Here is a 22,268-nt window from a genome sequence, read left to right as displayed (position 1 = left end):
CTATTTATGGCGTTCTTTCAGTTTGTTGATCACATCGTTTAACGACAAACCTTGGTCTTGTAACAGCACCAATAAGTGATAAATCAAATCTGCTGATTCGCACACTAATTCCGCCTTATCACCCGACGTTGCCGCAAGCGCGACTTCAACGCCCTCTTCGCCGACTTTTTGCGAAATACGCTTGGTGCCACGGGCATAGAGACTGGCAGTGTAGGAAGAATTCGGATCGGCATCCTTACGCGCAGCCAAAAGTTGCTCCAACTGATGAAGCCACACCAATTGAGTCTCTTCTTGCTTATCCGCATCCCAACAAGTTGTGGTCCCTGTGTGGCAAGTAGGGCCAACTGGATTCACTTTTACTAATAGCGTGTCATTGTCACAATCAAGGGCGGCATTAACCAAATTTAGCACATTGCCTGAGGTTTCCCCTTTGGTCCATAAACGCTGCTTGGAACGAGAGAAAAAGGTCACATGACCTGTTTCACTCGTCTTAACCAAGGCTTCTTGGTTCATATAACCCATCATTAATACTTGGCTTGATTGAAAATCTTGCACGATTACTGGCAATAAACCATCGACCTTTTGCCAATCGATACGCTGATTTAGCGCCGCCAAATCATTTACATTAAAACTCATTACTTCACCTCGACTGGTCTTGCTACAACGCCTTGCGCCAATAGATATTGTTTCAATTCGCCAATATTAATCACTTGTTTGTGAAAAACAGATGCTGCTAATGCACCGTCCACGTTGGCTTTCTCAAATGCTTCGGCAAAGTGCTCCATCGCACCGGCACCACCTGATGCGATCAGCGGCACTTTGCACACTTCACGTACCATATTGAGCTGCGCAATGTCATAACCGTTGCGCACTCCATCTTGGTTCATCATATTAAGAACGATTTCACCAGCACCACGCTTTTGCACTTCTTGTACCCAATCACGAGTTTGCCATTGGGTCGCTTTGGTGCGCGCTTCATCACCAGTGAATTGATAAACCTGGTATTTTCCTGTTTCTTGGTCATAGTACGAGTCGATGCCAACCACGATACATTGCACACCAAATTTATCAGCAAGTTCAGTGATAAGCTCAGGATTGGCAAGCGCTGGCGAGTTAATCGAGACTTTGTCAGCGCCAAACTCAAGGATGCGAGCAGCGTCCTCTGCCGACTTAATGCCACCAGCAACACAGAAGGGAATATCAATCACTTCTGCCACACGCTTCACCCAACTTTTGTCGACCACTCGGCCATCACTGGATGCGGTAATATCGTAAAACACCAGTTCGTCAGCGCCCTCTTCAGCGTAACGCTTAGCCAGCGGTACGATATCACCAATGATTTCGTGGTTACGAAACTGAACGCCTTTCACCACCTGCCCATCTCGAACATCGAGACACGGAATTATTCGCTTTGCCAACATGCAAATGCCTCCTCTGCGGTGAATTTACCATCGAGTAATGCACGACCAACAATCACACCTGCGACGCCTGTTTCTTTCAATGCTGCAATATCGGCAAGGCTACCAATGCCGCCAGATGATTGAAATTGCACTTGTGGATACTGTTTGCATAAATCGATATAAAGCTCAACATTAGAACCCGTCAAAGTGCCATCGCGAGAGATGTCAGTGCATAAAACGTGGGTCAGACCAACGGTGAGATAATCGTCGATAAGCGCTTCAATCGTCACACCCGAGTCTTCTTGCCAGCCAGAAATCGCCACTTTGCGAGTGCCATCGGCATCAATATTGATATCCAGTGCCAATACGATTTTCTCAGCACCGTATTTTTCCATCCATCCTTTGACAAGTTCTGGTTGTTTCACTGCCGTTGATCCCACAACCACACGTTGTGCCCCCGCTTCAAGCAGATCAACCACGTCTTGTTCGCTACGCACACCTCCACCAATTTGGATCTTGGCCGGTGTACTCGCGAGCAGTTTTGCGATCAAATCTAACTGACGAGCGCTGGTATCTTTGGCGCCAGTGAGATCCACTAAGTGCAACCAATTCGCGCCTGCTTGGTGGTAAAGATTAAACTGCTCGGCTGGGTCGACTTTGTATTCGGTTACTTGACCGTAGTCTCCTTGATAAAGGCGAACTACCTGTCCTTCTATTAAATCTAAAGCTGGAATGATCACGAGTAATTCCCTTTATAAGTTCAAAAAGTTTTCAATCAGTTTTGAGCCAGCGCTACTTGAACGCTCTGGGTGAAATTGCACTCCGTAGTAATTACCACTTTGCACCGCGGCACTGAAACGCTGACCGTATTCACACTCTGCAATGGTGTAATCACCAATCGGCATGGCAAAACTATGCACGAAGTAGAAATACTCACCCTCTTCAATCCCTTTAAACAAAGGGTTCTCTGGTCGAGATTTCACCGTATTCCAACCCATGTGTGGCAAAGGTAGATCACCAGTCTGCATCCGTTTTACTTCACCATTACACAAGCCAAGGCACTCAACTTGCTCATCCGCTTTTTGCCCTTTTTCTTGGGAAAAGGTGCCAAGTAATTGCATACCTAAGCAAATACCAAGCAATGGTTTTTCTACTTGTTGAACTAATTCGATCAAATTGCGCTCTTCAAGGTTTTTCATCGCTTCACTGGCGGTACCCACACCAGGTAAGAACAGTTTATCTGCGGCGAGCACCACTTGAGGATCTTTTGACACCACCACGTCGCAGCCCAAACGCTCAATAGCAAACTTAACCGAAGAAACATTGGCACAACCGGTATCAATAATAACCACTTTCTGTTGCTTCATAATGCCTCCTACAGCACGCCTTTACTGCTTGGAAGTTCATTGCCTTCCACCTTAATCGCTTGACGTAACGTACGACCAAAGGCTTTAAACAAACTCTCAATGATGTGGTGGTCATTATGACCACTTGAAGATAAGTGCAGCGTGCACGCTAGGGTATCCGTCAGCGAACGGAAGAAGTGTTCAACCATTTCGGTCGACAAATCGCCCACTTGCTCACGACTAAATTCCGCTTCGAATTTCAAATAAGGGCGACCTGATAAATCCAACGCACATTGCGCCAAGCACTCATCCATCGGCAAACTAAAACCAAAGCGACCAATTCCACGCTTATCACCCAGCGCGTCTTTTAATGCCTGACCAAGTGCAAGAGCAGTATCTTCAATAGTATGGTGATCATCGATGTGCAAATCACCTTCCACTTGGCAAATCATCTGAAAACCACCGTGAGTCGCAATTTGATCGAGCATGTGGTCAAAGAAACCTAGCCCAGTAGAGATTTGGTTGCCGCCTTGCTCATCCAAATTTACACGCACTCTGATGTCCGTTTCTTTGGTGGTACGAACCACTTCGGCCACTCGAGCATGAACGGTTAAGTCTTTTAAGATCTGCAGCCAACCCATGGTTTGTGGGTGGTATTGAATACCTCGAATCGCCATATTTTCCGCCAGCTGTAAATCAGTAATACGATCACCAATCACTGCTGAATGCTGAAAATCCACTTTGCCAGCTTGTAGGTACTCTTTGACCAAACCTAATTTAGGCTTACGACAGCTACATTCTTGTTCGGCAAAGTGCGGACAAATTAAGACATCATCAAACTTCACCCCTTGTGAAGTAAAGATATCCATCATCATGTTATGCGGCGCATCAAAATCTGCTTGCGGATAACTGTCCGTTCCCAACCCATCTTGGTTTGTCACCATCACTAAGCGATAGCCCGCATCTTGTAGGGCTAACAAACTTGGAATAACAAATGGCTCTAATTTCAGTTTATCCAAACGATCAACTTGAAAATCAACCGGCGGCTCAACAATTAAGGTGCCATCTCGGTCAATAAAAAGTATTTTTTGCTGCTTGCTCACTAGAACATCCTTTTCATTTTTGCGCTCTCGCTGATGCCAGAGCGCGCTAACTTTTTGATATTGGGTTATTGGTATGACGGTTACAGGTAAAAGTTACGAATAAAGCCCAGAGTCTTTTCGCATTCTTCACGGTTACCGACACTAATGCGCACACAATTTTCGATCGGGGAATTACGCAAAATAATCCCGCTTTCCCAAGCCGCTTTAAATAATGCGTCACCATCAGGGAATTTAACCAACAGGTAGTTACCCCAACCATCAAAGACTTGCACACCACTAATCATCGAGAGACCGACTTGCAAATAAGCACGGTTAGCATTGAGGTCTAACACTTGGAATTTTGCACGAGCTAGCCCCGCCTCTGACAACGCTTGAATAGCAATATCCGCCACTGGCACCGGCACTGGGTAAGGCGCAATTACCTTGTTTAGCACTCCAATTAGCTCTTCGTTTGCCAAGGTAAAGCCACAACGCAGACCTGCTAGAGCAAACGCTTTAGAAAGCGTGCGCAGAATCGCTAAGTTTGGATATTGTGCTAACAAATCCACTGTTGAAGCTTCCGGGCAAAAGTCGATATACGCTTCGTCCATGACCACAATGGCACGGTCTTTCGTCATCTCAAGCAGTGCAATAATGTCTTCACGTTTAACAAGATTACCGGTTGGGTTGTTCGGGCTACACACAAACACCAATTTGACGTTAGCGAGGTTTTGCTCAATACCCGCAAGGTCAAGTTGCCAATCTGCAGTCAACGGTACGGTTTTACGCTCTACGCCAATGGTCTCTGCACTAATTGCATACATGCCATAAGTTGGCGGGCAATAGAGAATGGCATCTTCACCTGGCTCACAAAAAGCGCGGGTTAATAATTCAATGCCTTCATCAGCACCACGTGAAGTCAGTACTTGTTCTGGCTTAACTCCCGCATATGCCGCGTAAGCCTCGATCAAAGGTTTAGGCTGGCACTCGCTATATCGATTAAGGCGAGTAAAATCCGTTTTGTATTCGTTATCGAACGGCGATTCATTGGCATTCAACCAAACATCACCACAGCCGCCGATACGGCGCGCCGAAAGATAAGGGGTTAACTTCTGAACCTGCTTGCGAGCTAACTTTTCCATTACGCTTCTCCTCGTTGAAGCAATTTTTCGACACGAATGGTCACAGCACGTTTGTGTGCATCGAGACCTTCCGCCTCAGCCATAGTTACGACTGTCGGCGCTAATTGTTGTAAGCCTGCCGCAGACAGCTCTTGCACTGTCATGCGTTTTGAGAAATCGGCCAAGCCAAGACTTGAGTAGGTACGGGTATAACCATACGTTGGCAACACGTGGTTGGTGCCTGAAGCATAATCGCCCGCTGATTCTGGCGACCACTCACCTAGGAAAATTGAACCGGCGTTATCTAATAAAGGCAACAGTTCACGTGGATTCCTAGTTTGCACGATCAAGTGCTCTGGGCCGTAGAAGTTCGAAATAGAAACCGCTTGAGTCAGTGACTCTGAAATGATTATCAGACTTGAAGCCAATGCTTTTTCAGCGATATCAGCACGAGACAATTGCTTTAATTGACGCTGCACCGCATCGGCAACTTGATCAGCCATTACCGGCGATGGTGTCACAAGCACCACTTGAGAGTCTGGGCCATGTTCAGCTTGGCTTAGCAAGTCAGATGCGACGAAATCAGCGTCCGCATTTTCATCTGCGATAACTAGAACTTCCGATGGTCCTGCTGGCATATCGATCGCCGCACCACGAAAATCGTTACTCACTTGACGCTTAGCTTCGGTCACATAGGCGTTGCCTGGGCCAAAAATTTTGTCCACTTTAGCAACCGTTTCAGTACCGTAGGCCATTGCGGCTACGGCTTGACCACCGCCAACATTGTATACTTCGTCGATATTACATAGCTTCGCCACATAGAGAATTTCATCGGCAATCGGCGGAGGTGAACATAGCACCACTTTTTGACAACCCGCAATCTGCGCTGGCACACCAAGCATCAATACGGTTGATGGCAAAGGCGCACTACCACCGGGAATGTACAAACCCACTTTTTGAATTGGGCGAGTGACTTGCTCACACATCACACCTGGCAGTGTTTCGACTTTAATTAGCTGCGGCTTTTGCGCTTTATGGAACTTAGCGATGTTCGCATAGGCTTGCTCAAGCGCTTGTTTCATATTGTCGCTAAGACGCTCACACGCAGCATCAATTTCACTGCGAGAAACACGAATAGACTCTGGCTTTACGCGATCAAACTTTTCAGTCAGCTCTATTAATGCCGCATCACCCTGCTCTCGTACTTGAGCAATAACTTGTGAAACCGCTGCGGTAATATTAGCGCCTTCTGTTATCGCAGGTCGCTCTAATACCGCATCTTGTTGTGTCTCACTTAACGATTGCCAAACAACTGTTCTCATGGCTAATTACTCCATCATTTTTTCAATTGGCAATACGAGAATGGAACTTGCACCTAACTCTTTTAGCTGCTCCATCGTTTCCCAGAATAAGTTTTCACTACTTACTAGATGTACTGCGACTCTCTGTTTTTCTGCTGACAATGGCAGTACTGTTGGATCTTCCGCACCAGGTAGTAGCGCTTTGATCTGCTCTAGGCGATCAACTGGTGCATGTAACATGATGTATTTAGATTCTTTGGCTTGTTGAACACCCTGCATACGGGTCAACAGCTTGTCGATAAGGCGTTGCTTTTCAGGCTCAAATTCACCAAGACGTTGAATAAGTGTTGCTTTAGAACGGAAAATCACTTCCGCTTCTTTAAGGCCATTGGCTTCAAGCGTGGCACCTGTTGAAACTAAATCCGCAATCGCATCAGCAAGTCCTGCTCGTGGCGCTACTTCCACTGAACCTGTGAGCATACATGTAGAGAATGGCACACCCTGTTCATCCATATACGCTTTTAGCAATTGCGGATAAGTAGTCGCGATACGTTTACCTGCTAGGTCTTGAGGGCCGTTGTACTCTTGACCTTTGTTAATGGCGATGGATAAGCGGCAGCCACCAAAATCCATGCGGCGCAGTTTGATAAACTCACAAGGTTCGCCGAGAGCTTTTCGGTCTAAGCGCACTTCTTCTAATTCATTTTCACCGATGAAACCAAGATCAACCACACCGTCCATGATTAAACCAGGGATGTCGTCATCACGCACCAATAACAGATCGATTGGCATATTGAGAGAGTGAACAACCAAACGCTCACCCATAATGTTGAACTTCACGCCGCATTTGTTTAGGAGTAATTGGCTCTCTTTACTAAGGCGACCTTTTTTTTGAATTGCGATTCTTAGGCGTTTTGTTTGCATTGCGTTGTCCCTGTGCAAATTTAATTTGAGTAATTTATAAAGCGCGAAAAGTGAAAAACCCTCGGAAGAAACGTGTCTCCCGAGGGTTAATTCTTAAAATCTTTGACTTAAGCCTCCGGGAGTATCCTATCTCCCGGGTATGCGTACATCTCCCGAAAGACAACTATGGGTGATGATGGTGATGAATGTTCATTACTGATTTACGCATACTGATGAATTCTTATTCTCTTGCTTAGATGCTAACCACACTAACCAAGCTATTAACTTTTTCAACCATTAATTTAAGTTTTTTCTTTTCATTTTATAAACAACATATCGTACTTTACGAGCAACTATTAAACCTTAACAATCACTTAGAAAGCGTTGAGATACAGTGATATACGATGATAAACATCCGCAATAAACTTTAGGTGTAAAAAAAGGAAGCCGAAGCTTCCTTTTCACAAATCAATGGTTCGTTAGTCAATACTGCTAACAATACGACTGGTAGACATATGCTTCATCGCAAAACACACCGCAATGAAAGCAAGACTTGCTGCTGCGAATGACACTGCCAATGAATCGGTCATACCCAGTACAATGAAGCCAACGATAGAGACCAATGCCACTGCCAATGCATATGGCAACTGAGTCTGTACGTGGTCAATATGGTTACAACGCGCACCTGTCGAAGACAAAATCGTCGTGTCAGAGATTGGTGAACAGTGATCACCGAACACAGCACCAGCTAAAACTGCGCTTAGCATTGGTAGCATAAGCGCAATATCAGTATTACCTGCTAGGTCACCTGCGATTGGTAACATGATACCGAACGTGCCCCATGAACTGCCGGTAGCAAATGCCATCACACCAGAAAGCATGAATAAGATTACTGGCAACCATTTAGGGTCGATATTACCTTGAACAAGGCTCGATAGGTAACTACCGGTATTCATATCGCCAATTACCGTACCGATACACCAAGCAAATACCAAGATAAGGATAGCGCCAAACATTGATTTCGCACCGATCCAAAGCGTAACACCGATTTCTGCTGCCGCTAGACGCTGTCTTAGTACTGTCGCAAGTGCAACAGCTAGTCCCGCAAGGCCACCGTAAACAAGAGACGTACCGACGTTAGTGTTCTCAAATGCACCAAGTAATGAATATGCTTTGCCTGCAGCTTCGAGTGCTTGAGCGCCCGTAAACAACATGGATGCACACGTAGCAATAATCAACATTACGATTGGCAGGATCAAATCCATTACACGGCCACGAGTGCTTTCTTGGATGTCGAGTTCTTCGTCAAGCTCGCGTGCTTGCTCACGTTCATCAGCCGCATCTTCGTCAAAACCACGACCTTGCGAAGCAGCGATTTCATGGTCACGCATCTTACCAACCGTCAGGCCAAACCATGACACGGCAAACACCATCAACAAGGCAAAAATTGCGTAGAAGTTCATCGGTACAACACGCATAAACGCACCAAGTGCGGAATATTCAGTAATACCGTGTGTTACCAGAATGCCGCTGACAATCGTCATAATGTATGCACCCCAGCTTGATGCTGGCATGACCACACACATCGGTGCTGCCGTTGAGTCCAAGATATACGCAAGCTTGGCACGAGAGATATAAAAACGATCTGTTACAGGGCGAGAAATGGCACCAACCGCTAGGCTATTAAAATAGTCGTCAATAAAAATGAAAATACCTAGGAATGCTGCAAGTAGCTTAGCGCCACGCTTACTCTTAATACGAGATTGTGCCCAGTCAGCAAATGCTCGCGTACCACCAGACAGTGTTAAGAGCGCAGTCATCATGCCAAGTAGCAATAGGAAAGCAACAATACTCATTTTACCTGCATTAATGCCGCCATCTTGGACAAATACGCCCACAACGATATTTTCAATATAACTGAAAGCACCGCCAAATGACGCATCAGCAAGTAAGAAAGCGCCAAGTACAATACCCGTACCAAGCGATAACAGAACACGACGCGTAACAATTGCTAGCGTCAGGGCTACTACCGGAGGCAGCAGTGAAATAGGAGATGATGCAAAATCGATTAAATTCATGATCTTCGAAACCAGTAATAATTGGTTAGAGATCTACTGCAGACACATAAATGATAATTTGTGTGTATGTTGAACATAGCGACGGGGAAGCGAAAACTTCACCCAACCCTACAGTAGCGCTCCATAGTTATACAACATAATAGACTATGGCAGTGTTGTCCCTATTCGAGTACAACCCCAGCAAGCGGCTTTGATGTGCCAACTTACTTCGGCGGATAAGACCTTTCACGCTTATTCATTGGCATCACCCCAACAAACGCTACTATTTAATTCCGCACCTCTACCGCACTGACTATAGATTAACCTGTGAAAAATAAAATTTAACACATTGCTAACCAATGTAGTGCATCAGGTATTTGTCATTGTACTTATAATAAACTCATTTACAACATATCTTTCTAAAAATTTTCGACGCAAGATTGGCGCTTTGCCACTTCACTTTACTCATTGATAAATGGTCAGTAGTCCGATGCAAATTCAGTGGAATAGTTATCTATTTCCAAATGGTTAGCTGTAAAAAAAGATGCAATGACAATCCACTTAAAGGAGGGAGGACTTTAGCAACGACTTCGAATTTAGAGCCACTAAAGACTTAATTCATTACTTCACCCTTAAACAAGTTATTCCTAGTAACCCGATTGCAATAAGATTACTAGAGCATTCTAGACAACGAGCAATTAAACCAATAAAGGATGAAGCCATAACGGATTGTGGCAATAACTTTCAATTAAGTTCCCGAGTATTTTCCATAATTAGTTTTGAGTAATGATCATTGCTGGTTACACAAACAATTTGAGTTTAACTTTTACTGGCGACTATGAAACTTCACACTATACTTATACCAAATAAGGTATGTGGCTATTTATTCATTTACTGCGTAGAAGTGTGTGATATGAGCTTTAAAGTTTCATACACTGCGAATTAACTTCAATTTAAATACTTTATTGAATACAATTAAATTGTATTATTTGAAATACGATATTAATATTAGCTTTGCTTACAATATATTGGTGAGATCCTATGTCGGAATTAACAAAAACTCTTTTGAACATTCGTAGCCTTCGTGCGTTTTCTCGTGAACTTACTCTTGAGCAATTAGAAGAAGCGCTAGAGAAACTAACTCTAGTAGTTACTGAACGCAAAGAAGCAGAAGAAGAAGAGCGTGCTGCTCTTGCTGAGCAAGAAGCTAAGCTAGCTGCTATTGCAGAACAAATCGCAAAAGACGGTATTGACGTTGATGCATTGATTAGCGCACTTGCTGGTGAAACTAAGACTAAAGCAAAATCTAAACGCGCACCTCGCCCTGCTAAATACAAATACCTAGACAACGGTGAAGAAAAAACATGGACAGGTCAAGGCCGCACTCCTTCAGCAATCCAAGCTGAACTAGATGCTGGTAAATCTCTAGATGACTTCCTAATCTAATAGGTTAATCGAATAGATTGATACAAAAAAAGCTCCCAAATATGGGAGCTTTTTTATTAGTCGTTATTTGAAGTATTAGACAACAATTGATTCATTATCTAATACTTATTTTCCGTTTATTAACGTTCCCAATACGCTTCTTCAAGGCTATCTTCACGCTCAGGCAAACCACGAGATAAACGTGGTGAGTGTTGCACTAGCACTTCATAACTTGCGCGGTTAGAGTATTTACATACTTGTGAGAAAGATGAATACGTTAAGAAACCATATGCATGTTTGCTTGAGTTTGGTACGTTTTCTTTATGGTATTTATTTGCTGCCATATCATGCAATAAAGCTGATAACGCCGCATCACCCGCACCATTGGTATTTTTAATTTTTTCTGGTCCACCCATGTATGGTGAAATATGTGAATAAACCTTAATTGGATTATCACAAAGGTCTTTTACTGCAGGGCGACTAAACTCGTAACGGTTGAATTCTGCAATTTGACCTGGAAGAAGTGGTAGTGATGTTTCACGTTTCGCTTCATCTTCGGTATAACCAGCCATGTATAGACCTACAGGGCCTGCAGTACACAATACCAAATCAACCCACTCAAGTGCTTTATCGGAAGCTGCTAGAGGGTCGTGCTCACCAGTTAACGCTTCAGCTTCGTCTTCGTTCATCGCTACCACGCTCACATGATCACGCAGGAAGTCTTGCCAGAATTTAGGGTCATCTTGAATAACAAACTTAGTGCCCAAAGTTAATACCACCGGCACATCATGCTTCTTAGCGTATTCAATCGCTCGCATTGTTGCGTCAGGCATTGGATCGCCCTCTTTACAACGCACAAGATAAGCGGTCAGCACTAATGCAGAAGCATTCTTGAAGATTTTTTCTGGAATGTTGTCTGGATGAAGCTGGTTCATCTGACCTTCACTGATAGCAAACGTACGCTCACCATCTTCAGTAATTAACGCGAAACAACGACCAATTGCCCCGTCAACACCTTGTAGGTAATTTAAATCCATACGGCTTGATGTGTTACATAGGTAACGGTAACCGTAACTGCCAATCTTAATATCTTGGCTCATGACACCTAGCAGTGTTGATCTATCATCCGCTAATACAGAGTAATTATGTAGCGTGTTACCGATGGTACCGCCTGCATATTCGTTGGTGATCAGACAGTTTTCTTTAAGCTCGTTATACAACGCTTCTGCTGATTGATCATCAATAACTAATGAGTGTCCTTTACTCAAACCGTATTTTTCAATTAGCTCCGAGCCAACTTTTGCTTCAATGTCTACTAGGGTTTGGTCAATACCGATAATATGGGTACGTGACATTTTTTTGCTGGTTTGCGCTTGGCTCACAAGAGGATCACGCGCATGTACTGGGAAGTAGTGCTTTGATTTACGTTGACCAGGAAATTTCATAGTTCAGGTTCTGTTAATGGATGACAGGAGCGCGGATTCTACCGCGCGATGATATTAGCGGCAATAACTGCGATTATAGCAAACGTTTACTCTATTCACCTTCCATAAAACTTAGGTCTGGTAAGCGATCAAGATGCTCAGAATAGCGCTTCAAATTGAACTCACCTTCGTTTTTCATCACATCAAAAATTTCAATTGCAACGGCACAAGCCATCATCGCAACGGCATCATCACGCGTTGTGCCTGTCATCATCAGACGCATTAATGTTTCTTTCACTTTAAGAGGATTACCGTCCGCTAATTGGTTCTCAATAACCTCAATTAGGTCGGCTTCTTCAAGGATTTGGTTTTCATCAGTCATGATTTGTGCTGTTCTCTGCAAATACAAAAATAACAACGGGATGTAATTAATACATCTTCCGAGCTTGAATTTGGCCTACTATGCCATATATAGAGGACTCATCGTTATCAATAAAGCAGGTTTTAACCAATTAATCGGTAAAAGAAGTACTTTTCGAAGTGTGATTTCGGTCTCGGATCTGTCGCAGCGAAATGCTTTCTGTTAGAATCTGCCCCCAGTTAAATTATGTGGTGTTAAGCAATGTCTGAGAACTGTACTGACAACAGTCAAAAGAAAGTCATCGTTGGTATGTCTGGCGGTGTTGATTCATCGGTTTCTGCGTATCTTCTAAAACAGCAAGGCTATCAAGTTGAAGGCCTGTTTATGAAGAACTGGGAAGAAGATGACAATGAAGAATACTGTACTGCGGCGCAAGATCTTGCGGACGCACAGGCAGTATGTGACAAGCTTGGCATCCACCTACATAAAATCAACTTTGCCTCAGAATACTGGGACAATGTGTTTGAGTACTTCCTAGAAGAATACAAAGCAGGTCGTACGCCAAACCCAGATATTCTTTGTAATAAAGAAATCAAATTCAAAGCATTCCTAGAGTATGCAGATGAAGTACTTGATGCTGACTACATTGCAATGGGTCACTATGTACGCCGCTCGTTCCCAGAAAATGGTGAGAAGCCACAAATGCTACGTGGCTTGGATGGCAACAAAGACCAAAGCTACTTCTTATACACTCTAAGCCATGAGCAAGTAGCTCGCAGCCTATTCCCTGTTGGTGAACTAGAGAAACCAGAAGTACGCCGTATTGCTGAAGAGCAAGATTTGATTACAGCCAAGAAAAAAGACTCAACGGGTATCTGCTTTATCGGTGAGCGTAAATTTACTGAATTCCTAGGTCGTTACTTACCTGCTCAACCAGGTAAAATTGAAACGCCAGAGGGCAAAGTGATTGGCGAACACCAAGGCTTGATGTATCACACTCTAGGTCAACGTAAAGGTCTACATATCGGTGGCACCAAAGGTGGCGGCGGCAATGAAGATCCATGGTACGTAGCAGAAAAAGATCTCAAACGTAATGTACTGATCGCGGTACAAGGTGCTGATCACCCACTACTAAAATCAAATGGTTTGATCGCATCTCAACTACACTGGGTAGACCGCACGCCGATTAACCAGCCGTTACAATGCAGTGTAAAAACTCGTTACCGTCAAACAGATATTCCGTGTACTATCATCCCTGTGGATGACAACACTATTAAAGTTATCTTTGATGAGCCACAAGTTGCTGTAACTCCGGGTCAATCAGCAGTATTCTACCAAGGTGAAGTGTGTCTTGGTGGTGGTATCATCGAACAACGCATTTAATCGTACTTATTTCAGGAGTAACTCTACGTGGCTAACACTCTTTATGACCGCACTATTGCATTTGCAGGTATTTGCCAAGCTGTCGCACTGGTTCAGCAAGCAGCAAAGAACGGTTATTGTGACACTGACGCGTTTGAAACTTCACTGAAAGCGATTCTCAACGTTAGTCCAAGCAGCACATTAAACGTATTTGGTCGTGAGTCCGACCTAAAGCTTGGACTAGAGTGCCTAGTAAAAGGGATTGATAATACACCTGCGGGCAGTGAAATTACTCGCTACATTATCAGCCTGATGGCGCTTGAACGTAAATTGAGCAGCCGCAATGATGCAATGTCTCAACTTGGTGATCGCATTCAAATGCTAGGCCGCCAAGCAGAACATTTTGCCATTACTGATGACCAAATGATCAGTAACCTTGCGAGTGTGTACCTTGATGTTGTGAGCCCGATTGGTCCACGTATTCAAGTCACTGGAACACCAACGGTACTGCAACAAAGCAGCAATCAAAACAAGGTGCGAGCACTGCTTCTCTCGGGAATTCGTAGCGCAGTACTATGGCGCCAGGTCGGAGGCAAAAGACGTCACCTGATCTTTGGCCGCAAAAAAATGGTCGAGCAAGCACAAATTCTTCTTGCTCGAATGTAATTTGAACACGCGGCTTGCCGCGTGTTTGTTTTTTTAGAGCAAAACCATCCTTGCGCAAACGTTTGCGCAATATTCGTGACAAATGCCCAAGTTGTTGGTATAAAGCTCACAAATTCTAGAAACTCAATTCAGGAGAACATCATGGAACTGTCAGCATTGACTGCTGTTTCACCAGTAGACGGCCGTTACGGAAGCAAGACTATTGCGTTACGCGAAATTTTCAGTGAGTACGGACTATTAAAATACCGTACTATCGTTGAAATCCGCTGGCTACAAAAGCTTGCTGCTACTGCTGAAATCGCTGAAGTGCCAGCGTTTAGCGCTGAAGCTAACCAATTCCTAGACGATCTTGCTGCCAACTTCTCTGAAGAAGACGCACTACGCATCAAAGAAATTGAGCGTACCACTAACCACGACGTTAAAGCGGTTGAGTACTTCCTAAAAGAAAAAGTTGCTGATGTTCCTGAACTTCACGCAGTTAACGAATTCTTCCACTTTGCTTGTACTTCTGAAGACATCAACAACACGTCACACGCGCTAATGCTTAAAGAAGCACGTGAAACGGTTATTCTTCCAGAAATTCGTAACCTAATTGATGCAATCAAAGCACTTGCTGTTGAACACCGTGACATTCCACTATTGTCTCGTACTCACGGCCAACCTGCTTCTCCATCAACTATGGGTAAAGAGATGGCAAACGTGGCGTACCGTATGGAACGTCAATACAAGCAAATCGAAAACGTTGAGATCCTAGCGAAAATCAACGGTGCGGTAGGTAACTACAACGCTCACCTATCGGCTTACCCAGAGCTAGATTGGCACAAATTCAGTGAAGAGTTCATCACTGAATCACTAGGTGTAACTTGGAACCCATACACAACGCAAATCGAGCCACACGATTACATCGCAGAACTATTCGATGCTGTTGCGCGTTTCAATACTATCCTAATCGACTTCGACCGTGACGTATGGGGCTACATCGCTCTTGGCCACTTCAAGCAAAAAACCATTGCTGGCGAAATCGGTTCTTCAACTATGCCGCACAAAGTTAACCCAATCGACTTTGAAAACTCAGAAGGTAACCTAGGTCTAGCAAACGCAGTATTTGGCCACCTAGCACAAAAACTGCCAATCTCTCGTTGGCAACGTGACCTTACGGATTCAACAGTACTACGTAACCTAGGCGTTGGTGTGGGCTACGCAATCATCGCTTACACTTCTACACTGAAAGGTATCAGCAAACTAGAAGTAAACCGTGAAGCACTGCTTGCTGAATTAGACAAAAACTGGGAAGTACTTGCAGAGCCTGTACAAACCGTTATGCGTCGCTACGGCATCGAAAAACCATATGAGAAGCTTAAAGAGCTAACTCGTGGTAAGCGTGTTGATGGTGAAGCTATGCGTAACTTCATCGACGGTCTTGAGCTTCCTGAACACGAAAAAGCTCGTCTAAAAGAGATGACACCAGCGAACTACATTGGTCAAGCTATCGAACTGACTGATATGCTGTAATAGCGTAATAAATAGAAAATAAAGCTTCCTTATGGAAGCTTTATTTTATCTCAGAATTTTATCTCAGATATCTGAAATTGATCATCAATCCTGCTTTTGGAAAAATATCGTCACGGTCGCTACTTCAATCCCAAATTTTTTCACGCTGGTAATATTGAACAAATGACTCTCGTCGCGGCGAAATAACCAATCATCCATGGCGACGGTAATCGTCGACCCATCATAGGGTAATTCAAAATCATACTGCCATCGCATCGCATTGCCCTGCTCCGCTCCTGTTGCGACGCCAATAATATCCTTTGCAGTTCCCTGATATGTTCCATCTTCAAGACGTTGAATATTCCAAATGCGCTGCTCCTCAACCCCGTCACTGTAGATAAAATCCTCGACCAACGTGAGATTGTTCCCCTCTACAGTTCCAACTATTTTTACCTCAAAGCTGCGCGTTTGTTTACCAGAGAAATCCTGTACTATTCCCCAAGCATGTGTTTTGCCATTAAAGTATTCAAACAATGAGAATGTGGGCGTCGTATTTTGATAGTCTTTAAGCGTGGTACCGCAGCCGACCAAAGTAAGAAAACTCGATATCATAACAAACAGCTTAGTTCTCATCGTTTCATCCCTATAAGCCTTCTACGTAAATCCGCATATTCTGTTTTTGGTGACAACCAAATGGCGAGAAAAGCATCATTCAACGATTCATCATTAATATAACCAATCTTTTTTTGCTGACCGGATTTCAATGAATAAACAAACTGTCCTGTCTGTCCGTTGGTGACATACGTTAAACGCTGTCCTTCCTTTATATTTGGAAATATTAACTCGAGTTGCTCTATCCATTGCGTGGATTGTTGTTGGTTGAAACCTAATTTAACCCACTGTTCATATGTCGCCTCAAGCAACTGCTTTTTCGTAATATCTCTTTGATAACGAATGTCTAACGCTAACGGGTGAGGAGTGATGTCGTTGCCAAGATTGTAAACGCCGGTGGGAGTAAGCAATCTAGATTGGTATATGTCGAAAACAAATACACTGAGCTGCGCACTGCCTACTTGCTGCCAGCTTTGCCAATTCGTTGTATCAAACTTTTCAGTATTATCATTCTGCCCTGCCGGTGAAGCCTTTACCCACGATATATTGAAGAGCACTAACACCAAAACAATTATTCTACGCCATTGAATCTTTTCCATGATTCTTACCCTCTCTGTTCACCACCTTCATAATGAGGGCAACCAAAAGTGTCCACTCAATAAAGAAAACCACAAAAGCTAAAACAGAAGATAAACCTAGTGTCACAGCTCCGAGCTTGTATCCAGCGACATAGCTTACAGCACCAGCGACGCCGCCAATTATTGATACGAGAGGAAGTGGATATTGGCTCAATACCAGGGCTAGAAATTGCGCATACCAAAAAAATGTCACCCAAAGACCCAATAGCCAGAGCGGGAAAAAAGTGGTGTCAAAAACCAAAACACCAAACACGATGTTAAGTACATCGACACTCACTCCGACGATAATAAGTAACAACCAAACACGCCAACGAAATTGACAACGCACTGCAGTGATCAGCAGAATCACAGCAATAGTAGCAAGCGTGAACCACTGCCATGTTTCACGCCCTAACACCGCCATAAACCAAACAATTTGAAAAATGGTGGAGACAATAACCAGTTGCTTAATCGCACTCATGACAGATGACTCATCACGGACGTTGAAATGTCATGTGAACGGTACTGATCGCTTTAGCTTTAAAGCCGCCCTCACAATAACAGAAGTAGTAGTTCCACATACGCACAAAGCGGTCATCAAAACCTAACTCGTTAACGTGCTCTAACTGAGCATTAAAGCGTTGATACCAATGATTCAGTGTTTTGGCATAGTCCTCACCGATATCAAATAAGTCACGAAGTACTAAGTCGCTATGTTGGGTAGCCGTTTGAGTCAGAGCCGTAATCGACGGTAAAAAACCGCCAGGGAAAATATATTTCTGAATAAAATCGACGTTGTTGCTGTAGCTCTTATAACGCTGATCAGCAATGGTGATCGCTTGAATGGCCATGAGACCTTGAGGTTTAAGTAAGGACTGGCACTTCTTGATATAAGATGTGAGGTACTCTTTACCAACTGCCTCAATCATCTCAATCGAAACAAGTTTGTCATACTCCCCCTCTAACAAGCGGTAATCTTTCTTGAGCAGCGTTATTTTGTTTTGTAACCCCAGGGCTTCGACTCGCTGTTTGGTGTAGTCGTATTGCGCATCAGAGATGGTGGTGGTGGTCACATGGCAACCATAGTTTTGTGCCATATAAATGGCCATTGCCCCCCAACCTGTGCCGATTTCAATCACATGGTCAGTAGAAGACAACCGTAACTGTTGGCAAAGGCGTTCCATTTTATTGATTTGTGCTTGCTCCAATGTCTCGCTTGCACGCTCAAAAATGGCCGCCGAGTAAAGCATGTTTGAATCAAGAAATGTCTCATAGAGATCATTACTCAAATCATAATGAGCATGAATATTTTTTTCCGAGTTCTCCAAGGTATTGCGATTGAGCCAATGAGAAACCCGATTGATAATGTCAGTAAGAAAACTCGACCGGCTTTCTAAGTTATCTAACATCGCCATGTTTCGAGCCATTAGTTCGGTGACATCGGTGAGATTGGGGCTATCCCACCAGCCATCCATATAGGCCTCTGCAGCTGCTATGCTGCCCCCTTTTAAAAGGCGCGTGTAAAAGGCTGGGTTGCGTACAATCACGACCGCGTTGATTTGACCACTTGGGCCCTCACCAAACGTCTCTCTATGCTCAACTTTTCCAGTTTCAAATTCTTCAACCACGGTTAAATTGCCAATGGCGATTTTATGCATACAGGTGAAAACGACACTACGTGCTGTTTTTTCTATCGATGTTAGTCGCTTTGGAAGGGTTAGAGTTTGAGTTGTCATCTTCCTACGCTCCTTTTTTGCTCTGCTTATTCGATGAATTCGAATATTTAGGATGTGAATAGAAGGGTGCGCCTTTAAGCCAAAGTTTTAACGCATGCCAATAAATACCAACGGTCACTTTTACCGCCATGATGGGTGTCGAGATCAGTTTTTTGATAAGGTACGCGCTATCTAAACGCTGCTTTTGCATCGCCAAGGTGGCATCAAATTCACGCTGATCACGATGACATTCAAGATGAATGCTCAACGTCTTTTTAAGTGGCTTCACACGCCAGTGGTATTGTTGCTCGATGGGGTTAAAGGGCGAAACATGAAATGCTTTTGCGTGCTGCCATTGCTGGCTAGAATCGGCAGGCACTGCATAGTAATGGCGTTCATTCCAAGGTGTATTACTCACCTCAGCCAATAAGTATTTCCAATCTCCGCCTTTGTCGTACACATAGTAGAAATTCACTGGGCTAAAATAGATCCCCAAATATCTGAGATGAACCACGGCCTCGACGCGACCCTGATCGAATTTTTCACCCGTCAGCTCGAATACTTTATCAAAACAGCACTTTTCAGATCACCTTGACCAATATAGTCCTCTCGACGAAAACGAGCCCAGTGCCACCAGCGAGTACCGAACCCCCATACTTGGCTCTCAACCTCCAACAGTTCATCCAAATCAAGGCAAGGCATAAACAAAGAGTAATTGAGTGCATGCTCTACTGGGGTAAAGCGTCGGTGTCGAACATGTCCAACAAGTAAACAGCTTTCCATTTACGCTGCTCCCTTAGTGACATGCATTTGCTGCTGTTTATCAATGGCATCAACAACGTCGAGCGCGCTACGCACACCATCTTCATGAAAACCGTTGTACCAATAAGCACCACAAAACCAGGTATTTGCGATACCGTTAACTCGGCCACGCTGCTGCTGCGCAGCAAATGATTCATTGTTAAATACCGGATGGCTATAGTTAAACCGACGCAGTATTTTTGATCGGTCGATATAATCTGAACTATTAAGCGAGACACAAAAAGTCGTTGAACTCTTGATGTGCTGTAGAATGTTCATGTTATAGGTAAGCATTGGCGGCGCGTCATGCTCGTTGTCTTTCCCTGCGATGCGGTAGTTCCACGATGCCCATGCGGCAGGTCGCATCGGTAACAATGAGGTGTCGGTGTGTAACACCACTTCGTTATTTTGATAAGCTAATGCGGTTAGCACCTGTTGCTCATCGATACTTGGATCACCCAACATCGCTAATGCTTGGTCACTATGACAAGCAAAAATCACCTGATCGAAGCACTCCACGTGCCCCTTGGACTCAACAAAAACTTCATCAGCATCTCGCCACACTTTGGTTACCGGAGACGAAAGTTTTATTTTATTGGCAAAACCCTGTGTCAACGCTGGAATGTACTGCTTAGATCCCCCTTTTATCACGTACCACTGAGGACGGTTGACCACATCCAAAAGACCGTGATTGAGAAAAAATCGCGCAAAAAATCCAAGTGGAAAGGCTCGCATGTCAGCCAGAGTTGATGACCAAATCGCCGCTCCCATTGGTAAGATATAGTTGTCACAGAAGTAGTCACTAAAACCGTTCGCGGTTAAAAACTCGCCCAACGTTTGGCTATCTGATAGGTTTGATTGACTCGTGCTCGCAGCCTCTTTAACCAGCTTATTAAATTTCAATATCTCATAAATAAAATAGTAAAACTTAGGTCTTAACCAATTGCGCTTTTGTGCAAATAAAGTGCTGATTGTATGCCCGTTGTATTCCAATCCGTTGCTTTGGTTGGAAACACTAAAACTCATTTGAGTCGGTACGCCTTCCACACCTATTTCATTCATCATTTGAATAAAATGCGGATAAGTACGATCGTTGTAAACAATAAAACCGGTATCAACCGCATGCTCCTCACCATTGACTTCAACATCGACAGTGGCCGTATGCCCACCGATATAATCGTTCGCCTCAAACAGCGTAATGTCATGATGCTGGTGAAGATGATAACCGCAGGTTAATCCAGATATTCCTGATCCTATTATTGCTATTTTCATCAGTACTTACCTCTATCCTTTGAGTAATTTGGCTGTCAGTGCATTTTGCCAACGATATGGGAGCAACCCTATCAAGCGTAAAATGGACGTGAAACGGGTGGGGAAATAGATGTGTGGTGTGCGTTTCTCGATGCCTTTGCGAATCGCGCTCGAAGCGTGTTCTGCAGAGACAATCATTGGCATATCAAACGTGTTTTTATCCGTCAGTGGTGTTTCAACAAAACCGGGATAAACCACAGAAACATGAATACCTTTGGGCTTGAGCGTCACTTGCAAGGTGCGAGCGAGATAGCTGACTGCGGCTTTGGAAGCGCCATACGCTTCTGCTCTAGGTAGCGCGACTTCACTAGAAATCGAGCCCACGACGACCACGGAATCACCTCTTTCAAAACGATCTTGAGTCGATTCGATGGAGTTAACTAATCCCATGAAGTTGGTATCAAATACACGTCGCAGCAATTCACTTTCCAAGTGACCGTTTTCAATGTATTCACAATTACCAGCATTAAAAATCCAGACCGATGGCTTCGATTGCATTTCCGACATCGCTTGCCGAGTTTCTGCTGCTTTAGTGATGTCGAACTGAAGTGTCTCTACGTTTGGATAGGCACTTTGCAAAGAAGACAAGAGTTTCTCATTGCGACCGCAAGCAACGACGTGCCAGCCATGATTTAAATAATCTAGAGCAAGTTGGAAACCGATACCCGACGTTGCCCCAGTAATCAACACCGTCTTCATTACTCGCCCAACCTATGCTTGATCGTGCGAATTACACTGCCTAGGATGGGTAGGTTTTCGTACAGCATTTCTCCCAAGTCAAAGTAGTCTCGATGATAGATAACTTGGCCTTGGCTAAACTTTAAGTGGCTAACCCCATTGACGTAAACTGTTCCGCCACGCTGCAACTTAGGGTGTTCAAGTGCCATTACCCATGTGATAAAACCGCTGTCGCCTTGTTGCTGGGTCTCTTGGATGTCAAAAGTACAGCTATGTACGTTTGAATAAAGGGATTCAAAATAATGTTTGAGCTCACCCCACCCTTCAAGTCGGTGTGCCGCATCTTCAAACACCACGTTAGGATGGTACAAACCTTCTAATAAATGCAGGTTTGCTTTGTTAAGCTGTTTATAAACCGAGCTGACTGCTGTTACATCCATGTGGCTCTCCAATAATCTTATACATGTTATTTTTTGTATAATATGTAAAAACTAGAACATCAAACAAAGTTGTACAAATTTATTTTTGTATAACTATTGAGTTGATACGGGGTTTTACAAAAGGAGATCAAAAAAAGGCTTGGATAAATTTCCAA

Annotated in this window: 22 protein-coding genes, 1 pseudogene, 1 riboswitch and 1 other annotated feature; of the genes and pseudogenes, 4 read left to right on the top strand and 19 right to left on the bottom strand. The window is 44.0% G+C overall.

Annotated elements, in window-relative coordinates; genetic code table 11:
• The 9 genes from hisIE to Vt282_RS05290 all read right to left on the bottom strand — a co-directional run bounded on the left by hisIE (position 1) and on the right by Vt282_RS05290 (position 9,231).
• Complete coding sequence (gene hisIE / locus Vt282_RS05330; RefSeq protein WP_162062761.1) at positions 1 to 636, bottom strand: bifunctional phosphoribosyl-AMP cyclohydrolase/phosphoribosyl-ATP diphosphatase HisIE; 636 nt, start codon at positions 634 to 636, stop codon at positions 1 to 3.
• A complete protein-coding gene (hisF, locus tag Vt282_RS05325) occupies positions 636 to 1,421 on the bottom strand; it encodes an imidazole glycerol phosphate synthase subunit HisF (protein WP_162062760.1) in 786 nt (261 codons plus the stop codon). The genes hisIE and hisF overlap by 1 nt, the downstream gene beginning before the upstream one ends.
• Positions 1,403 to 2,140, bottom strand: a complete 738-nt coding sequence (hisA, locus tag Vt282_RS05320) for a 1-(5-phosphoribosyl)-5-[(5-phosphoribosylamino)methylideneamino]imidazole-4-carboxamide isomerase (protein WP_162062759.1) — start codon at positions 2,138 to 2,140, stop codon at positions 1,403 to 1,405. Before hisA ends, hisF begins: the two co-directional genes overlap by 19 nt.
• A 12-nt stretch (positions 2,141 to 2,152) precedes the next feature.
• Complete coding sequence (gene hisH / locus Vt282_RS05315; protein WP_162062758.1) at positions 2,153 to 2,767, bottom strand: imidazole glycerol phosphate synthase subunit HisH; 615 nt, start codon at positions 2,765 to 2,767, stop codon at positions 2,153 to 2,155.
• Positions 2,768 to 2,775: 8 nt separating this feature from the next.
• Entirely contained in the window at positions 2,776 to 3,849 is a 1,074-nt protein-coding gene (gene hisB / locus Vt282_RS05310; protein WP_162062757.1) for a bifunctional histidinol-phosphatase/imidazoleglycerol-phosphate dehydratase HisB, read from the bottom strand.
• Positions 3,850 to 3,929: 80 nt separating this feature from the next.
• Complete coding sequence (gene hisC, locus Vt282_RS05305) at positions 3,930 to 4,970, bottom strand: histidinol-phosphate transaminase (protein ID WP_162062756.1); 1,041 nt, start codon at positions 4,968 to 4,970, stop codon at positions 3,930 to 3,932.
• The gene (gene hisD / locus Vt282_RS05300; RefSeq protein WP_162062755.1) at positions 4,970 to 6,271 is read right to left on the bottom strand and encodes a histidinol dehydrogenase; all 1,302 of its coding nucleotides are present in this window, start codon (positions 6,269 to 6,271) and stop codon (positions 4,970 to 4,972) included. The genes hisC and hisD overlap by 1 nt, the downstream gene beginning before the upstream one ends.
• 6 nt (positions 6,272 to 6,277) lie before the next feature.
• Complete coding sequence (gene hisG, locus Vt282_RS05295) at positions 6,278 to 7,174, bottom strand: ATP phosphoribosyltransferase (protein WP_162046620.1); 897 nt, start codon at positions 7,172 to 7,174, stop codon at positions 6,278 to 6,280.
• Positions 7,175 to 7,223: 49 nt separating this feature from the next.
• Positions 7,224 to 7,359: a sequence feature (His leader region), on the bottom strand.
• A 273-nt stretch (positions 7,360 to 7,632) separates the two neighbouring features.
• Positions 7,633 to 9,231 (bottom strand): Na+/H+ antiporter NhaC family protein, encoded by a 1,599-nt coding sequence (locus tag Vt282_RS05290; protein ID WP_162062754.1) that lies wholly within the window; start codon positions 9,229 to 9,231, stop codon positions 7,633 to 7,635.
• A 106-nt stretch (positions 9,232 to 9,337) separates the two neighbouring features.
• Positions 9,338 to 9,522, bottom strand: a riboswitch (Lysine riboswitch).
• A gap of 729 nt (positions 9,523 to 10,251) precedes the next feature.
• Here Vt282_RS05290 and Vt282_RS05285 point away from each other — a divergent pair.
• Positions 10,252 to 10,656, top strand: coding sequence for an H-NS family histone-like protein (locus Vt282_RS05285; RefSeq protein WP_162046622.1), 405 nt, complete (start codon positions 10,252 to 10,254; stop codon positions 10,654 to 10,656).
• A gap of 119 nt (positions 10,657 to 10,775) precedes the next feature.
• Here the strand turns inward: Vt282_RS05285 and Vt282_RS05280 are convergent, their stop codons facing one another.
• Positions 10,776 to 12,080 (bottom strand): inosine/guanosine kinase, encoded by a 1,305-nt coding sequence (locus Vt282_RS05280; RefSeq protein WP_162062753.1) that lies wholly within the window; start codon positions 12,078 to 12,080, stop codon positions 10,776 to 10,778.
• Between the two features lie 91 nt (positions 12,081 to 12,171).
• A complete protein-coding gene (locus Vt282_RS05275) occupies positions 12,172 to 12,441 on the bottom strand; it encodes a hypothetical protein (RefSeq protein ID WP_162046624.1) in 270 nt (89 codons plus the stop codon).
• Between the two features lie 240 nt (positions 12,442 to 12,681).
• Between Vt282_RS05275 and mnmA the strand changes: the two genes are divergently transcribed.
• The 3 genes from mnmA (at position 12,682) to purB (ending at position 15,960) form a co-directional block, all read left to right on the top strand.
• The gene (mnmA, locus tag Vt282_RS05270) at positions 12,682 to 13,803 is read left to right on the top strand and encodes a tRNA 2-thiouridine(34) synthase MnmA (protein ID WP_162046625.1); all 1,122 of its coding nucleotides are present in this window, start codon (positions 12,682 to 12,684) and stop codon (positions 13,801 to 13,803) included.
• 27 nt (positions 13,804 to 13,830) lie between these two features.
• Positions 13,831 to 14,448 (top strand): high frequency lysogenization protein HflD, encoded by a 618-nt coding sequence (gene hflD / locus Vt282_RS05265; RefSeq protein WP_162046626.1) that lies wholly within the window; start codon positions 13,831 to 13,833, stop codon positions 14,446 to 14,448.
• A gap of 141 nt (positions 14,449 to 14,589) precedes the next feature.
• A complete protein-coding gene (gene purB, locus Vt282_RS05260) occupies positions 14,590 to 15,960 on the top strand; it encodes an adenylosuccinate lyase (RefSeq protein WP_162046627.1) in 1,371 nt (456 codons plus the stop codon).
• An 84-nt stretch (positions 15,961 to 16,044) separates the two neighbouring features.
• Here the strand turns inward: purB and Vt282_RS05255 are convergent, their stop codons facing one another.
• The 8 genes and pseudogenes from Vt282_RS05255 to Vt282_RS05220 all read right to left on the bottom strand — a co-directional run bounded on the left by Vt282_RS05255 (position 16,045) and on the right by Vt282_RS05220 (position 22,113).
• On the bottom strand, positions 16,045 to 16,572 hold the full coding sequence (locus Vt282_RS05255) for a DUF3833 domain-containing protein (protein ID WP_162062752.1): 528 nt from the start codon (positions 16,570 to 16,572) through the stop codon (positions 16,045 to 16,047).
• Positions 16,569 to 17,150, bottom strand: a complete 582-nt coding sequence (locus tag Vt282_RS05250) for a chalcone isomerase family protein (protein ID WP_162062751.1) — start codon at positions 17,148 to 17,150, stop codon at positions 16,569 to 16,571. The genes Vt282_RS05255 and Vt282_RS05250 overlap by 4 nt, the downstream gene beginning before the upstream one ends.
• Positions 17,128 to 17,649 carry a DUF2878 domain-containing protein gene (locus Vt282_RS05245; protein WP_162062750.1) on the bottom strand — a complete coding sequence of 174 codons (522 nt, stop codon included), beginning with the start codon at positions 17,647 to 17,649 and terminating at the stop codon, positions 17,128 to 17,130. The genes Vt282_RS05250 and Vt282_RS05245 overlap by 23 nt, the downstream gene beginning before the upstream one ends.
• Before the next feature lie 13 nt (positions 17,650 to 17,662).
• The gene (locus Vt282_RS05240) at positions 17,663 to 18,904 is read right to left on the bottom strand and encodes an SAM-dependent methyltransferase (protein WP_162062749.1); all 1,242 of its coding nucleotides are present in this window, start codon (positions 18,902 to 18,904) and stop codon (positions 17,663 to 17,665) included.
• Between the two features lie 4 nt (positions 18,905 to 18,908).
• Positions 18,909 to 19,666: pseudogene (locus tag Vt282_RS05235) on the bottom strand (DUF1365 domain-containing protein).
• The gene (locus Vt282_RS05230; protein WP_162062748.1) at positions 19,667 to 20,956 is read right to left on the bottom strand and encodes an NAD(P)/FAD-dependent oxidoreductase; all 1,290 of its coding nucleotides are present in this window, start codon (positions 20,954 to 20,956) and stop codon (positions 19,667 to 19,669) included.
• Positions 20,957 to 20,968: 12 nt separating this feature from the next.
• Positions 20,969 to 21,694: an SDR family NAD(P)-dependent oxidoreductase gene (locus tag Vt282_RS05225; RefSeq protein ID WP_162062747.1), complete on the bottom strand. Its 726-nt coding sequence runs from the start codon at positions 21,692 to 21,694 to the stop codon at positions 20,969 to 20,971.
• Entirely contained in the window at positions 21,694 to 22,113 is a 420-nt protein-coding gene (locus tag Vt282_RS05220; protein ID WP_162062746.1) for a nuclear transport factor 2 family protein, read from the bottom strand. The genes Vt282_RS05225 and Vt282_RS05220 overlap by 1 nt, the downstream gene beginning before the upstream one ends.
• Between the last annotated feature and the right edge of the window lie 155 nt (positions 22,114 to 22,268).

Source organism: Vibrio taketomensis, assembly GCF_009938165.1.
Classification (GTDB): Bacteria; Pseudomonadota; Gammaproteobacteria; order Enterobacterales; family Vibrionaceae; genus Vibrio; species Vibrio taketomensis.
The sequence above is the reverse complement of the archived record's forward strand: the minus strand, read 5'-3'. Positions and strand labels throughout refer to the sequence as shown.